Below are 14965 nucleotides of genomic sequence, written 5' to 3'. Positions count from 1 at the left end.
CTAGGTCAGGACTTCAACGACCGACCCCGACGCCTACACGGACCCGCCACCATGTCTTCGACCCCGCGACGCGCCACCGACCGAACCCCGCCGCACCATCCAACCCGCGCCCAGGGCGCCATCCCGCGCCAGGCGCAGCCGCTGCATCCGGTCGCCTGGGCCATCACCGGCCTCGCGATGGCGCTGGCCGCCGGCGGCGCGCAGGCGCAGCGCGCCTTCAGCGCCGGCTGGATGGCGCAGAAGAACATGGCGCAGGCCACCGCCACCGCCACCGGCCGGCTGCCCAACGGCCAGCCGGCCGCGCTGCTGACCCACCCGCAGGCGCAGCAGCAGCGCGCCAATGCCGAGCTGCAGCGCTCGCTCGACAACCTGCAGCTGGCTGCGCGCGGCATCGCGGCCCAGCAGGCGGCCCAGGCCGCGGCGCGGCTGGCGGCGCAGGGCGAGGCCTCGGTGCCCGACGGCCTGGCCGAGGGCGGCCTGCGCGTGGACGGCAACAGCCTCAGCGCGGGCTGGCTCAACGCGCAGGCACCGCAACAGACGCAGGCCAACGGCCGCACCACGGTCGCGATCCGCCAGACCGGCGACCGCGCCATCCTCAATTGGGAGAGCTTCAACGTCGGGCGCAACACCACGGTGGAGTTCCAGCAGCAGCCCGATTGGGCGGTGCTCAACCGCGTCAACGATCCGCAGGCGCGGCCCAGCCGCATCCAGGGCCAGATCAAGGCCGACGGCACGGTGCTGATCGCCAACCGCAACGGCGTGGTGTTCAGCGGCACCAGCCAAGTCGACACGCGCAACCTGGTGGCGGCCGCGGCCCGCATCGGCGACGAGCAGTTCCGGAACAACGGCCTCTACAGCGCCCAGGTCAACGGCCAGCCGCAGCCGGTGTTCACCGATGCGCTGGGCAAGGTCGAGGTGCAGGCCGGCGCGCGCATCGCGACCCGGCAGCCCGTGTCGGTCACGCAGGGCGGCGGCTACGTGCTGCTGCTTGGGCACGAGGTCGAGAACGCCGGCAGCATCGCCACGCCGCGCGGCCAGGCGCAGCTCGCGGCCGGCGACAGCTTCGCGATCCGCAAGGGCGTGGGCACCGACGCCAACACCTTCTCGACCACGCGCGGCAACGAGATCGCGCCGCGGTTCGTGCCCGACAGCACGGCCGGGCTGGTGCGCAACAGCGGCCTGATCGTCGCGAGCGAGGGCGACATCACGCTGGCTGGCCGCACGGTGCGCCAGGACGGCGTGGCGCTCTCCACCACCACCGTCAACGCGCGCGGCACGGTGCACCTGCTGAACTCGGCGGCCGATGCCAAGGGACGCGTGGCCACAGGCCGCGAGGCGGTCACGGCGGTGCTGATCGACGCGGACGATCGATTCAGCGCGCTGGACAGCCAGCGCGACGTGCTGATGGCCGACTCGGCCCGCCTCGACCGGCTGCGCACCCAGGCCACGCCCGGCGTGTTCGACAACCTCTCGCGCCAGCAGGACCGCCGCGACCTGTCGCGCGTGGAGATCGTGTCGGGCGGCGACGTGCAGTTCGAGGGCGGCTCGCTGGTGCTGGCGACCGGCGGCCAGGTCGCGGCGAGCGCGGCGCGGCGCGTGCTGGTGGCGAACGAGGCACGGCTCGACGTGGCGGGCGCCGTCGGCGTGAGCGTGGCGATGGCGTCGAACAACGTCCAGGTCAACATCCAGGGCAACGAGCAGCGCGACGCGCCGCTGAACCGCGACACCGGCAAGCTCAACAACGCCAACGTCTGGATCGATCGCCGACGCCTGAGCTACGTGCCGGCCAAGCCGGGCGTGTACGACAGCGATCGCTACTACACCGCCGGCGGCCTGCTCGAGGTCGGCGGCTACCTGGGCAACCAGCCGCACGGCATCGGCGAATGGCTGGCGCAGGGCGGCACCGTCTCGCTGGGCGCGGCCGAGGTCGTGACGCAGCGCGGCGCCGCGATCAACCTGTCGGGCGGCTCGATCGACGTGCGCACCGGCTATCTCAACCAGAGCTGGCTCAAGGGCAGCGACGGGCGGCTGTACCGGCTCGACAAGGCGCCGGCCGACATGCTGTTCGAGGGCGTGTACCGCGGCTTCGAGGATGCGCATGCGCGCTGGGGCAGGAAGACCACCGGCTATTTCTACAACCCGCTGATCGGCCCGCAGCGCCTGCTCGAGAACGGCTACACGGTGGGGCGCGATGCCGGCCGGCTGGTGGTGAGCGCGCCCACGGCGGTGCTCGAGGGCGAGGTCGAGGCGACGGTGTTCCGCGGCCCGCGCCAGACGCAGGCGCGCAGCGCGGCGCAGGACGGCTATGCGCAGTCGCAGCTCGCGGTGGCGCGAGCCGGCACGCTGGCGCTGCGGCGCATGGGCGGCGTGGGCGTCGATGGCGCCTTCGACACCCGGGTGCGCATCGGCGAGGTCGCCGACGTGGCCGATGCGCTGGCGAGCGATCCGGCCGCCGCGCTGCCCGCCGAACGCATCGGCACCGCCTTCCTCGATGCGGCGCGGCTGTCCGGCTTCGGCCTGGGCGGGCTCGAGATCGTCGCCAACGGCGAGGTGCGCATCGAGCGCGCGCTGCGGCTGGCCGACGGCGGCCGGCTCGAGATCGTCGCGCCCACCACGCGCATCGAGGCCGACGTGAGCGCGCGCGCCGGCAGCATCGTGGTCGGCAACATCGCGCCGGTGGCGACCACCAGTTCGCCGAGCCTCGGCACGCTGCTGGTGCGCGAGGACGGGTCGTCCAGCTTCGTGCTCGCGCAGGGCGCGCGGCTCGACCTGCGCGGCGCGTGGAGCAACCAGCAGCGCGAGGGCGGCGACGTCGACGGCGAGGCCAGCACCGCCTTCGTCGACGGCGGCAGCCTCTCGGTGCGCATGACGCACGGCAGCATCGTGCTCGAGCGCGGCAGCGTGGTGGACGTGTCCTCGGGCGCGACGCTGGCGCGCAACGGCCGGCTCGCGGGCGGGCGCGGCGGCAGCGCGAGCCTGCTGGCCGGCGCGGCATTCGTCGAGACCAACCTCGAGGAGAACCCCGCCGGCGTGCAACTGCGGCTGGACGGCGAGCTGCGCGCCAGCGGCGTGCTGGGCGGCGGCACGCTGACGCTGCAGTCGCCTTCGAGCGTGGTGTTCGGCGAGCACGCCCTGCTCGAAAGCGGGCGACTCGCGGCCGGCACGGCGGTGCCGCTGGCGGTGGTGCTCGCGCGCGAGGTGCGCATCGGGCTCGGCGAGCGGCTGCCGATGCGCGCCTCGACCACGCTGAGCGTGACGGTGCAGGACGTCGCCCTGGCCGACTACGTCTCGGCCCAGATCACGACGCCGATCGTGACGGGCGCCGACTGGGTCGTGCCAGTGGGTGTCACGCTCGGCACCTCGCTCGGGTCCCTGGAGGCGGGCAGCCGGATGCCCGCCGGCACCCGCATCGACTACGTCCAGGGCCAGTTCGTGCCGGGCACCGTGCTGCCGTCGGCGGTCTTTCCCGCCGGCCTCCCGACCTTTCCCTACACCTTCACCCAGCAGGCCGACGAGCGCGCCGCGATCCCGACGGTCTATGCGCCGGGACGGATCGTCGATGGCGGCACGCGCTTCGCGCAGGACGTCGACTTCGTGCCGGCGCAGCGGCTCGATCCGGCGCTGTTGCAAAGCGGCTTCTCGCGCTACCGCCTCACCAGCTTCGGCGGCGTCCTGGTGAACGAGGACCTCGCGCCGCGCGTGCCGGTGCTGCGTGCCGCGGCCGATGCGCGCGAGCTGCCGAGCGGCACCGACACCGCGCGCGCGCTCGAGCGCTGGCTGCCGCCGCTGTACGCGGAGGATGCGCCGCGGCACCGCCTGACGGCGCGCACCGGCGCCGACCTGAGCCTGCACGGCGCCGAGCTGCTGCTGCCGGGCGGCGTGCAGATCGATGTCGATCCCGGCCGCCAGGCGCGGCTGGTGGCGCAGGGCCAGCTCACGGTCGAGGGCCGGGTGGTCGCGCCCGGCGGCGACATCGTGCTGACCAGCGCCGTCACGCGCGGCACGACCGCCCTGGGCCTCGCGCCGCTCGGTACGTCGATCTGGATCGGCGGCGACGCGGTGCTCGACGCCGCCGGCCGCGCGTACACCGCCTTCGACGGCGACGGCCTGCGCTACGGCATCGCGCCCGACGGCGGCTCGATCCGCATCGGCCTCGAGGACTACACCCGCGCCAGCCGCGATTTCCTCAAGACCACCGGCGCGCACGTGATCATCCGGCCCGGCGCGCGGCTCGACGCCTCGGGCGCCTACGCCGAGGTCGACGCGGCGCAGGACAACCTGCCGCCCGGCGGTGCGCGCCTCCAGCGGCTGGCCGGCGACGGCGGCCTGATCCGCATCGGCTCGTCGCGCGGCATCCTCAACGACGGCAGCCTGCGCGCCGCCGCGGGCGGCGAGGGCGCGGCCGGTGGCACGCTGAACCTGGCGCTCGAGAACCCGCCGGGCAACGCGCACCGCGTCCAGGTCATGACGCTGACGCAGGACCGCGTCGCCAGCGGCGCCGCCGCCGGCCTGCGGCCCGGCGTGGCCGACGGCTCGCTGGTCGATGCGCGTGCGCGCCTGAGCGCCGAAGAGGTGCGCGCGGGCGGCTTCGGCACGCTGGAACTGTGGAACCGCGACATCCTCGAGATCGAAGGCGACCTCGAGCTGCGGTTGCCCGAGAGCCTGATCCTGCGGCGCGGCGCCTTCGCCGCTTCCACGGCCGCGCCGCCCGCGCGGGTCGTGCTGGCCGCGCCGTACGTGCTGCTCGACGGCAAGGTCGCCATCGAGGTCCAGGCGCCGGAATTCCTGTCGGGCCTGGTGCCGCGGAGCACCTCCACCGCCAACAGCGGCCGCCTCGACATCCAGGCCGAGCTGATCGACGTGCGGGCCTCCAACCTGTTCGGCCCAACCGGCGTGAGCCAGGGCCTCGTGGCCACGCCCTTCGGCTGGCTGGTCGAGGCCCGGCCGCTGGACCTCCACGGTTTCGACGAGGTGGCGCTGACCAGCCGCGGCGACGTGCGCTTCACCAACGGCACGCTCGAGACCGGCGGCAACCTCACGGTGACCGCGGCCCAGCTCTATCCCACCACCGGCGCCACCGGCGAGCTGCGCGTGGCCCTGCGCTCCGTCATCGGCCAGACGGACAGCTACGATCCCGCGCGCCGGCTCACGATCCGCGGCACCGGCGCGCCGCCCGCGATGCCGGCCTCGGCCTTCGGCACGCTCACGCTGGCGGCGGCCACCATCGACCAGGGCGGCGTGGTGCGCGCGCCGCTGGGCTCGATCATCTTCGGCACCAAGCCCGCCTTCGGCATCGGCACGCCGCCGCTGCGCGAGCAGATGTTCGACGTGCTGCTGCGCGACGGCAGCCTCACCTCGACCAGCGCCGCCGGCATGGTGATGCCCTACGGCGGCACCGTGGACAACATCCGCTACGCCTACAACGGCCAGACGGTCGAGTACCTGCCGCTGGGTTCGGTGGCCGGCCGGCCGGAGCTGTATGCCGAGCAGTTCGTGCGCCCCGGCGTGGCCTTCGGCCAGTCGCGGATCACGGCCGAGGCGGGCGCGGTGCTCGACGTGTCGGGCGGCGGCCGGCTCACCGGCGCCGGCTTCTTCACGGGGCGCGGCGGCTCGGTCGACGTGCTGCGCACGCCGCTGGTCGACGCCAATCCCTTCTACGGCTTCAGCAGCGCGGGCGCCGGCGTCTATGCGCTGGTGCCGGGCTTCGCGGGCGGCTACGCGCCGGTGGCCCCGGATGCGGGCGCCGGCGCGCCGCGCATCGGCCAGCAGATCCGCTTCGATGCGCCCGTGGGCGGCCTGCCCGCGGGCACCTACACGCTGATGCCCTCGACCTACGCGCTGCTGCCCGGCGCCTGGCGCATCGAGCTCGGCGGCGGCTCGGGCCAGGCCTTCGAGTCGCTGCGCGCCAGTGGATCGGTGCGCGCCAGCGGCTACCTCGGCATCGCCAACACCGCCGTGCGCGACGCGCTGCCCACCGCCGTCACGCTGACGCCGGGCAGCGCGGTGCGCAGCCTCTCGCAGTACAACGAGACCAGCTACGCCGACTTCGCGCTCGCGCGCGCCGCCACCTTCGGCGAGGTGCGCGCGCGCCTCGAGCGCGACGGCCAGAGCGTGCACATCGACACCGGCAGCGCGACCGGCCGGGCACTGTCCTTCGAGGGCGTGGCGCGGCTGCGCGGCGAGGCGGGGGCGGGTTCGGGCAGCGCGGCCGCGCTCGACGGCAACCTGTTCCTCACCGGCCGGCGCGCGGCGGAGGTGGTGGCGCCGGGCGCGGCGGCCACGCCGGGCTTCGTCTCGTTCGACGCGGCGCAGCTCTCGGCCTTCGACGCGGGCACGCTGATCGTGGGCGGCGTGTACGGCCTGCGCGACGTGTTCGTGGTGGTCGGCTCGGGCCAGGTGCCGGTCGGTCCGCACGTGGTGATCACGGGCGCCGAGCAGGCGGCCGTGGTCGTGCGCGACGGCGCGCGGCTCGCGGCGGGCCAGGTCTTCCTGACCGGGCACGAGGTGCGCGTGGAGCGCGGCGCGCTGGTCGACACCTCGCGCAGCGGCACCGCCGGCTTCGATTCCAGCTACGGCTACGTCTACCTCGATTCGGCGAGCCAGGGCGCCAACGCGATCCTCGCGGTGGGCAACGGCGTCTACGACTTCGCGCCGCCGCAGGGCGATCCGTCGGCGACGCGGGGGTCGATCACCATCGCGGACGGCGCGATGCTGCGCACCCGCGGCACCGTGAGCTTCCTGAGCAGCGGCCCGGTGACGCTCGGCGAGGCCGAGATCAACGCGCGCTACCTGGCCATGGCCGCGCCCGCGATCAACGTCGGCACGCGCGAATCCTTCGCGGCCGCCGAGGCGCAGGGCGCGATCGCTCCCGGCGTGCGCCTGAGCCAGGAGATGCTCGAGCGGCTGCTGCGGCCCACGGTGCCGGGCCAGACGCCGATCGAGCAGCTCACGCTGACCGCGGGCAACGCGCTCAACTTCTTCGGCAGCGTCGACCTCGACCTGCGCGCGGCGCACGGCGCGGGCATCGCGCCCGCGGTGCTGCAGCTGAACACGCCCGCCGTCTACGGCTGGGGTTCGGCGGGGGACAGGGCGCGGATCGCGACCGACACGCTGATCTGGAACGGCCTGTCCACCGGGGCGGGCACGCCCGAAGCGCCGTTCGCGAGCCGCGCGCCCGGCGCGGTGGCGCCCGGCGGCCCGGGCACCGGCGCCGGCAGCCTCGTGGTCGATGCGCGCCGCATCGAGTTCGGCTACGGCCCGCTGCAGCGGGCGCAGGACCAGGTCGCGCTCGACCGGCTGATCCTGGGGTTCTCGCGCGTCGGTCTCGACGCCACCGAGCGCATCACGGCCAACCGGCGCGCGACGCTGTCGGTGTACCGCGAGGGCGCCGATGCGGCCAGCCGCCGTGGCGGCGAGCTGCTGCTGAACACGCCGCTGCTGACCGGCGAGGCGGGCTCGTTCATGGCCTACCGCGCGGGCGACGCGGTGCGCGTGACGGCGCCGCAGGGCGCGGGCCGCGGCGGCGCGGGCGTCGCGGGTGCCGAAGCACTGGGCGCCGAAGTGCGTCTGGCCGGGCGCTCGATCGAGCTCGACACCGCCGTGGCGCTGCCCAGCGGCCGGCTGGTGCTGGAGGCCGAGCGCGATGTGCGGCTCGGCGGTGGCGCGGCCATCGACCTCGCGGGGCGTGCGCTGGGCTTCTTCGACCTCACGCGCTTCAGCAGCGGCGGCGACCTGCTGATCGAATCCACCCATGGCGCGGTCGAGCAGGCCGCCGACTCGCGCATCGACGTCTCGGCGGCGGGCAAGCCGGCGGGCTCGGTCCGCGTCACCGCCACGGGCGCCGACGGCCGCGTGCAGCTCGCGGGCGCCATCCTCGGCGCCTCGCCGGCGGCGCGCGAGTCCGGCAGCATCGACATCCGCGCCCGCTCGCTCGACGACTTCGCGGGACTCAACCGGCGCCTGAACGAGGGCGGCGTCTTCGGCGGCCGCGGCTTCGTCGTGAAGACCGGCGACCTCGCGATCGGCGACGAACTGCGCGCCAACCGCATCGAGGTGTCGGTCGACGGCGGCTCGCTCACCGTCAACGGCCGCATCGACGCCAGCGGCGAGGACGTGGGCAGCATCCGGCTGGCCGCGCGCGACCGGCTGCTGTTGGCGCCGGGCGCGGTGCTCGATGCCCACGGCACGCGCCTGGCGCTCGACGGCCGCGGACAGGTCATCGAGGCCTCGAACCGGGCCCAGGTCGAGCTCGCATCCGCGGCCGGCACGGTGCGGCTCGACGCCGCCGCCACCATCGACCTGCGTTCGGCCGACGCGGTGGCGCGCGGGCGCCTCGAGGTCAACGCAGCGCGCCTCGGCGCCGACGGCGTGGCGGTGGACGCGGCCGCCGGCCTCACGGTGCGCGGCGCCGAGAGCATCGCGGTCAATGCCTTCGCGCGCCACGCGCCGGCCGATGGCGTGGTCGACAGCGCCTACCTCGAGACGCTGCACGCCGACAGCCGCGCCTTCATCGACGCGGCGAATGCCAGTGGCGCCACCCGCGCGCGGCTCGCGGGGCTGCGCGCCTTCGGCGATGCCTTCCACCTGCGCCCCGGCCTGGAGCTGCGCAGCGAGGGCGACCTCACGGTGCGCGGCGAGCTCGATTTCTCGGGCTGGCGCTATGGGCCGAACGCCGATGCATCGCGGCGCGGTTCCGGCGAACCCGGCGTGGTCGTGCTGCGCGCGGGCGGCAACCTGGTGATCAACGGCAGCATCTCCGACGGCTTCGCGCCGCCACCCGACACGCCCGACGACTTCGGCTGGAGCCGGCGCCCCGACGGGCAGGGCCGCATGATGGTCGTGGCCGACATGCTCGCGCCGGGCATGCGCTCGTGGTCGATGCGGCTGGTGGGCGGTGCCGACCTCGCGTCGGCCGACACCCGCGGCGTGACCGCTGCATCGCTGCTCGGCGCGCGCGGCGACGTGTTGCTGGACGATCCGCACCTCTCGTCGACGCAGTCGGGACCCGAGGACGCGATCTCGGTGGTGCGCACCGGCACCGGCTACCTCGACGTACTGGCCGGGCGCGACTACCGGCAGTCCTCGCGTTTCGGCGTCTACACCGCCGGCACCCAGATCGCCGGCAGCGAAGCGTGGGACGCCCCGCGCGCGCGCACCTGGGACGGCTCGGTGCTCGGCTACCCCGACTACGAGGCCACGCTCAACGCGCGCCGCATGTTCTTCACCGAGGGCGGCGGCGACCTGCTGCTGTCGGCGCAGGGCGACGTGCGCGGCTTCGCGATCGGCGACACCAGCAACCTCAAGTCGAGCAACGGCATCGGCTACTGGCTCTGGCGCCAGGGCGGTGCCGAGTTCGGGCAGCGCGCGGCCTGGGGCATCAACTTCGGCCAGTACACCGTGTCGCCGCTCTCCGGCGGCATCGAGCTGGCGGGCTTCGGCGGCATCGGAACGCTGGGCGGCGGGCACCTGAGCGTGCGCGCCGGCGGCGATGCCGGATCGACCTCGAACCTCGGCCTGGCCGACGTCGGCGGCACGACTTCGGCGCTCGACCTGGTCGTGGCTTCCAGCGGCCGCGTGGGCGCCGACGGCACCGTGCTCGCATCGGGCGGCGGACGCCTGAGCGTGGACGTCGGCGGTCGCATCAACGCCGGCCGCGATATCGGCGAGATACCGACCACCGGCGGCCAGCTCGTCAACCTGCGCGGCGACAGCCGTGTCAGGGCGGGCGCGGTGGGCATGACGCTGGAATCGGGCTACGGCCTGAAGTCCGATCTCGACCCGCGCGCGGTCGACGCGCAGGCGCCGCGCGACCGGCTCGGCTACGGCTGGCTCGGCCTGGTGGTCGGCGACGGCACCATGGCCGTCGATGCGCGCGGCGACCTGATGGCGCTCACCTCGCGCGACGCCGGGCGTGTCGTGCTGCTCGGCGGCGCGACGCAGGCCTCGTTCGACGGGCAGGAGAATCCGGCGCTGACCTCGTTCACGCTGTGGACCGAGCGCAGCGGGCTCGAGCTCTTCTCGGCCGGCGGCGACATCCAGCAGCGCAAGTCGATCACGAACAACGGGGAGTGGATCCGCTACGACCCGGGCCGCCTGTCGGCGATCGCGGCCAATGGTTCGATCGCCACCAACATCACGCTCGCGCCCTCGCGCCAGGGTCGGCTCGAGCTGCTGGCGCGCGACCGGGTGTCCGGCACCTCCGCGATGTCGAGCGGGCCGTTGTCCGCGCTGGCGACGCCCGAGCGCCCGCTGTGGCTGCTGGGTTCCCCCGGCGCGTGGGTGGCCAGCAACTTCTACGGCCCGCTCGATGTGCCGTCGCCGGAAGCGGACCTCTACGACCTCCTGATCGAGGGCAGCGTGCTGTTCGGCCACGGCGTCGACCGCGCGACCCTGCTGCACGCACCGGGCAGCGAGCCGATCCGCCTGTATGCCGTGCGCGGCGACATCCTGGCCAACACCGGCCGTTATGTCGCGCGCTACGAGGGTGGCGCCGCGGTGGAGAACTTCTACATCGCCGGCAAGCCGGTGCAGATGCGCGCCGGCCGCGACATCATCGCGACCGGCTACATCGCGCACAACGGCGCGCTCGACGTCTCCCTGCTGGATGCGGGGCGCGACGTGCTGAACGCCACGCTCGACGTGGCGGGGCCCGGCCTGCTGGACGTCTCGGCCGGGCGCAACATCCTGCAGGGGCAGCCGCTCTTGGGCAACCAGGTGAGCGCATCCACGCTGCGCAGCATCGGTCCGGTCGCCGAGGGCGACACCCGTCCCGGCGCCTCGATCGTGCTGTCGGCCGGCGTGGGCGCGGGCGGGCCCGACTACGCCGGCTTCGCCGCGCGCTATTTCGATCGCGCCAGGCTCGCCGATGCCGCCAGCCCGCTGGCCGACCAGGCCGGCAAGGTCGCGAAGACCTACGAGGACCGGTTGCTGGCCTGGCTGCGCGAGCGCTTCGGCTATGCGGGCGGTGCCGAGGGCGCGCTCGCGGCCTTCCTCGCGCTGCCGGCCGAGCAGCAGGGCGTGCTGGTGCGCGAGGTGTTCTACGAGGAATTGCGCCAGGGCGGCCGCGAATACAACGACCCCGAGAGCCGGCGCGCGGGCAGCTACCTGCGCGGGCGCGAGGCGATCGGCGCGTTGCTGCCGCCAGCCGATGCCCAGGGGCAGCCGGTCGAGCGGCGCGGCAGCATCGTGTTCCAGGGCGCGGCGGGCACGCACACGCTGTTCGGTGGCGGCATCCAGGTGCTCGCGCCCGGCGGCGGCCTTACGCTCGGCGCGAACGGCGTGCTGCCGCCGCCGAGCACCGGCCTGCTCACGCAGGGCGCGGGCGAGGTCGAGATCTTCACGCGCGGCAGCGTGCTGCTGGGCCTGTCGCGCATCATGACCACCTTCGGCGGCGGCATCCTGGCCTGGTCGGCCGAGGGCGACATCAACGCCGGGCGCGGCGCCAAGACCACCGTGGTCTACACGCCGCCCAAGCGCAGCTACGACGCCCTGGGCAATGCCACGCTGGCGCCGAACGTGCCGAGCACCGGCGCCGGCATCGCCACCCTGGCCCCGATCGCCGAGGTACCGCCCGGCGACGTCGACCTGATCGCGCCACTGGGCACCATCGACGCGGGCGAGGCCGGCATCCGCGTCTCGGGCAACGTCAACCTCGCCGCCTTGCAGGTGGTCAACGCGGCCAACATCCAGGTCAAGGGGGAATCGAGCGGCCTGCCCGTGGTGGCCTCGGTCAACGTGGGCGCGCTCACCAGCGCCAGCGCCGCCGCCTCGCAGGCCGCGATGGCCGCGCAGGACTCGGTGCAGCGCGAACGCACGGCCGCGCGGCAGGCGCTGCCCTCCGTGTTCACGGTGCGCGTGCTGGGCTTCGGCAACGAGCCCATGCCCGGCACACCCGCCGCGCCGGCCGGCAACGATGCCGCGCCGCAGCGCACCGGCTATCGCAGCGGCAGCGCGGTGCAGGTGCTCGGCGATTCGGCCATGGGGCCGGCCGAGCGCAACCAGCTCACGCCGGCGGAGCGGCGAACGCTGGGCTATTGAGACGAGGCGAGGCCGCGGCGCGGCCTCGTTCCCTCAACGCCCCGGCATCAACGGCGACACCGGCGCCACCGTCGGCGGCCGCTGCGGATACACCGAGGTGCCGAAGGTATTGCCCATGCGGGTGCTGGTGGCCGCGCGGTTGAACAGGCCGAGCTGGTTCGAAGGCCGGTTGGCGATCGCTTCCGAGGCCAGTTGCGGCACGCCGTCGGTGTCGCGCGGCGCCGACGCGGGCGGGCGCATCTTCTGCGTCAGGCAGTCGTAGGAGGGCGCGCGCTCGCCGTTCACCGTCACCTCCATGCAGGGATTGGCCGGGGCGGCTTCCTGCGCCATGGCGCCCAGGCTGCCGAGGGCGGCCAGCATCGCGATCCATCCACAGGCTGCGCGCATCGAAGTCTCCGATCCCTGGAAGAAAAAAACGCGCCAGTGTAGGCCGGAAACAAGTCGCGGCGGTGTCGCGAACTCGGGAGTCCGGCACCTGTCATGGGTCGGTCATGTCAGCCGAATAGCCTCAGGCCGCGAACATCGAGCCAGGCCGCGAGGCGGACGGTCGCGCCCCCACTTTCTCCCCGCAGCACTTCCTTGCCTCTCTCCTCCGCCTCATGACACGTGCTTCCGCCTCGGGCAGTGCCCTGTCGCTGTCCTGGTGCCTCGTCGTGCTGCTGATGATGGGCGCGCGCTTCGCCCACGCGCAACTGCCCGGTCCGCGCGAGGGGGCCGGCGCGCTGAACTTCGACATGCAGGCGCAGCCGCTGCAGGATGCGCTGGCCGAATTCGCCCGCATCACCGGCCATTCGGTGCTGGTCAGCAGCAGCCTGGCGGAGGGCCGCACGGCCTCGTCGGTGCAGGGCCGGCTCGCGCCGCGCGATGCGCTGCGCCAGTTGCTGGTGGGGTCCGGCCTGGTGGCGCGCTATGTCGGCGAACAGTCGTTCACGCTGGTGCCCGAATCGGTGGCCGAGGCGAGCGCTCCCGTGGCCTCGCGCGGCGAGGGCAGCGGCCGCGACGACGAAGCCGCCGCCGACCTGCGCGACTACGCGGCCGCCTTGCAATCCTCGATCACGCGCGTGCTGTGCATCGCACAGCCCGATGCCTTCGGCCGCTACCGGCTCGGCGTGCAGCTGTGGATCGACGCCGACGGGGCGGTGCGCGACATCCGGGTGCTCGAAGGCAGCGGCCAGCGCGAGCGCGATGCGCGCGTGCTGCGCAGCCTGCGCGACCTGGCCCTGGACGCGCCGCCGCCCGCGCTGCCGCAGCCGCTCACGATCCTGCTGACCCCGCGCACCGACCCGGCGCGCGATTGCCGGCCCCATCGGTCGCGCGCGGGCTGAGGGAGCGGCGATGCCCGACCGCTTCAAGGCCGCACTGCGGACGCTGTTCCTCGCGCGCTACGCCCAGTTCAGGAAGCACCTGCACATGCGGCTGGGCTCGGAGGACCTGGCCAACGACGCGCTGCAGGAAGCCTACCTGCGGGTGGAGAACAGCACGGTGCGCAGCGAGGTGCGCTATCCCTCGGCCTACCTGTTCCGCATCGCGCTCAACGTGGCCGAGGACCAGCGCAAGAGCAACGCGCGCCTGCTGAGCGTGGGCGAGGTCGAGGCGCTCTACGACATGGCCGACGAGATGGCCGACCCGGCGCGCGGCGCCGAGGCGCGCGACCAGCTCGCGGCGCTCGAACGCGCGCTGGCCGAGCTGCCGCGCCGGCGCAAGGCGATCGTGCTGGCTGCGCGCGTGGACGAGATGCCGCACAAGGACATCGCGACGCGCTACGGCGTCTCGGTGCGCACGGTCGAGAAGGAATTGCGCGCCGGCCTCGAGCATTGCTGCGAGCGATTGGGCCGGGATTTCATCCAGCGCTTCGGTCCTGGCGCCGGAAAACAGTCGAAGCAAGATGAAGGCTGAAAACGATGAAGCCGCGCCCTTCGACGAACCCGGAGATCCCGACGCGATGAAGACCCTGCAACGCGAAGCCCAGGCCTGGGCGGTGCGTCTGGCCTCGGGCCAGGCGAACGAGGACGACGCGCGCGCCTTCAAGGCTTGGTGCGCGCGCAGCCGCGCGCATGCGCAGGCCTTCGCGCAGGCGCGCGAGGTCTGGCGCGCGATGGCGCCGGCCGGGCTGCAGCTGCGCCGGCAGGAAGAGCGCGCGGCGCGCCACCGGCTGCCGATGCCGGGCCGCCGTGCCTGGCTCGGCGGCGCGGTGGCGGCCTCGGTCGCCTACCTCGCGGTGTCGCCGCCGCTCGGGCTCTGGTCGCCGGTGACGGACTGGAACGCCGACTACAGCACCGCGACCGGCGAGCAGCGCGAGGTGCACGTGGCCGGCGGCGTGGTGCTGCAACTCAACACGCGCACGCGCGTGAACCTGCGCCGCGCGGCGGGCGATGGCGGCGGGGGCGACAGCGTCGAACTCGTGGCCGGCGAGGCCGAGTTCGCCAACGAGGCCTCGGGCTCGGCGCGCTTCACCGTCACGGCCGCGGGCGGCACGGTGTCGGCGCAGCGCGCGCGCTTCAATATCCGCAACCTCGACGGCGAGGTCTGCCTGACCTGCCTGTCGGGCCAGGTCGAGGTGGCGCGCGGCACGCAGCGCGTGCGGCTCGACGAAGGGCGGCAGCTGCGCTGGAGCGCGGCCGGCCTCGGCGCGGTCGCGGCGGTCGATACCGGCGCGGTCAGCGCCTGGCGCCGGCGCCAGCTGGTGTTCGACCGGGTGCCGCTGTCGGAGGTGGTGGCCGAGGTCAACCGCTACCGCCATGGCCGGCTGGTGATCACCAACGCGGCGCTGGGGCGCACCAGGGTGCAGGCCAGCTTCTCGATCGACCGGCTCGACGACGTGGCCTTCCTGGTGCGCGACGTCTATGGCGCCGAGCTCACGCAGCTGCCGGGCGGCATCGTGCTGCTGGGCCTGGCCAGCGCCTGAGCGCCGGGGTGGCGCGGGCCGTTC

Annotated in this window: 5 protein-coding genes; 4 read left to right on the top strand and 1 reads right to left on the bottom strand. The window is 74.3% G+C overall.

Translation table 11 applies throughout. The features are described 5' to 3' along the window. Nucleotides 1–51: 51 nt before the first annotated feature. The gene (locus tag AC07PU_RS26105) at nucleotides 52–12036 is read left to right on the top strand and encodes a putative filamentous hemagglutinin family protein (RefSeq protein WP_495321464.1); all 11985 of its coding nucleotides are present in this window, start codon (nucleotides 52–54) and stop codon (nucleotides 12034–12036) included. Nucleotides 12037–12069: 33 nt separating this feature from the next. On the opposite strand, the gene AC07PU_RS26100 is transcribed toward AC07PU_RS26105, so the two are convergent. Further along, nucleotides 12070–12423: a hypothetical protein gene (locus AC07PU_RS26100; RefSeq protein WP_490880280.1), complete on the bottom strand. Its 354-nt coding sequence runs from the start codon at nucleotides 12421–12423 to the stop codon at nucleotides 12070–12072. A gap of 212 nt (nucleotides 12424–12635) precedes the next feature. On the opposite strand from AC07PU_RS26100, the gene AC07PU_RS26095 reads away from it, so the two are divergent. From AC07PU_RS26095 to AC07PU_RS26085, 3 genes are read left to right on the top strand one after another with little or no spacing between them, the layout of a single operon-like run. Further along, nucleotides 12636–13361, top strand: coding sequence for a secretin and TonB N-terminal domain-containing protein (locus AC07PU_RS26095; protein WP_495321463.1), 726 nt, complete (start codon nucleotides 12636–12638; stop codon nucleotides 13359–13361). Nucleotides 13362–13371: 10 nt separating this feature from the next. Next, the gene (locus AC07PU_RS26090) at nucleotides 13372–13932 is read left to right on the top strand and encodes an RNA polymerase sigma factor (RefSeq protein ID WP_093341874.1); all 561 of its coding nucleotides are present in this window, start codon (nucleotides 13372–13374) and stop codon (nucleotides 13930–13932) included. 46 nt (nucleotides 13933–13978) lie between these two features. Next, nucleotides 13979–14941 carry a FecR family protein gene (locus AC07PU_RS26085; RefSeq protein WP_398494225.1) on the top strand — a complete coding sequence of 321 codons (963 nt, stop codon included), beginning with the start codon at nucleotides 13979–13981 and terminating at the stop codon, nucleotides 14939–14941. The last annotated feature ends 24 nt before the right edge of the window (nucleotides 14942–14965 follow it).

It is taken from the genome of Variovorax sp. GW821-FHT10D07 (genome assembly GCF_059415325.1).
The sequence above is the reverse complement of the archived record's forward strand: the minus strand, read 5'-3'. Positions and strand labels throughout refer to the sequence as shown.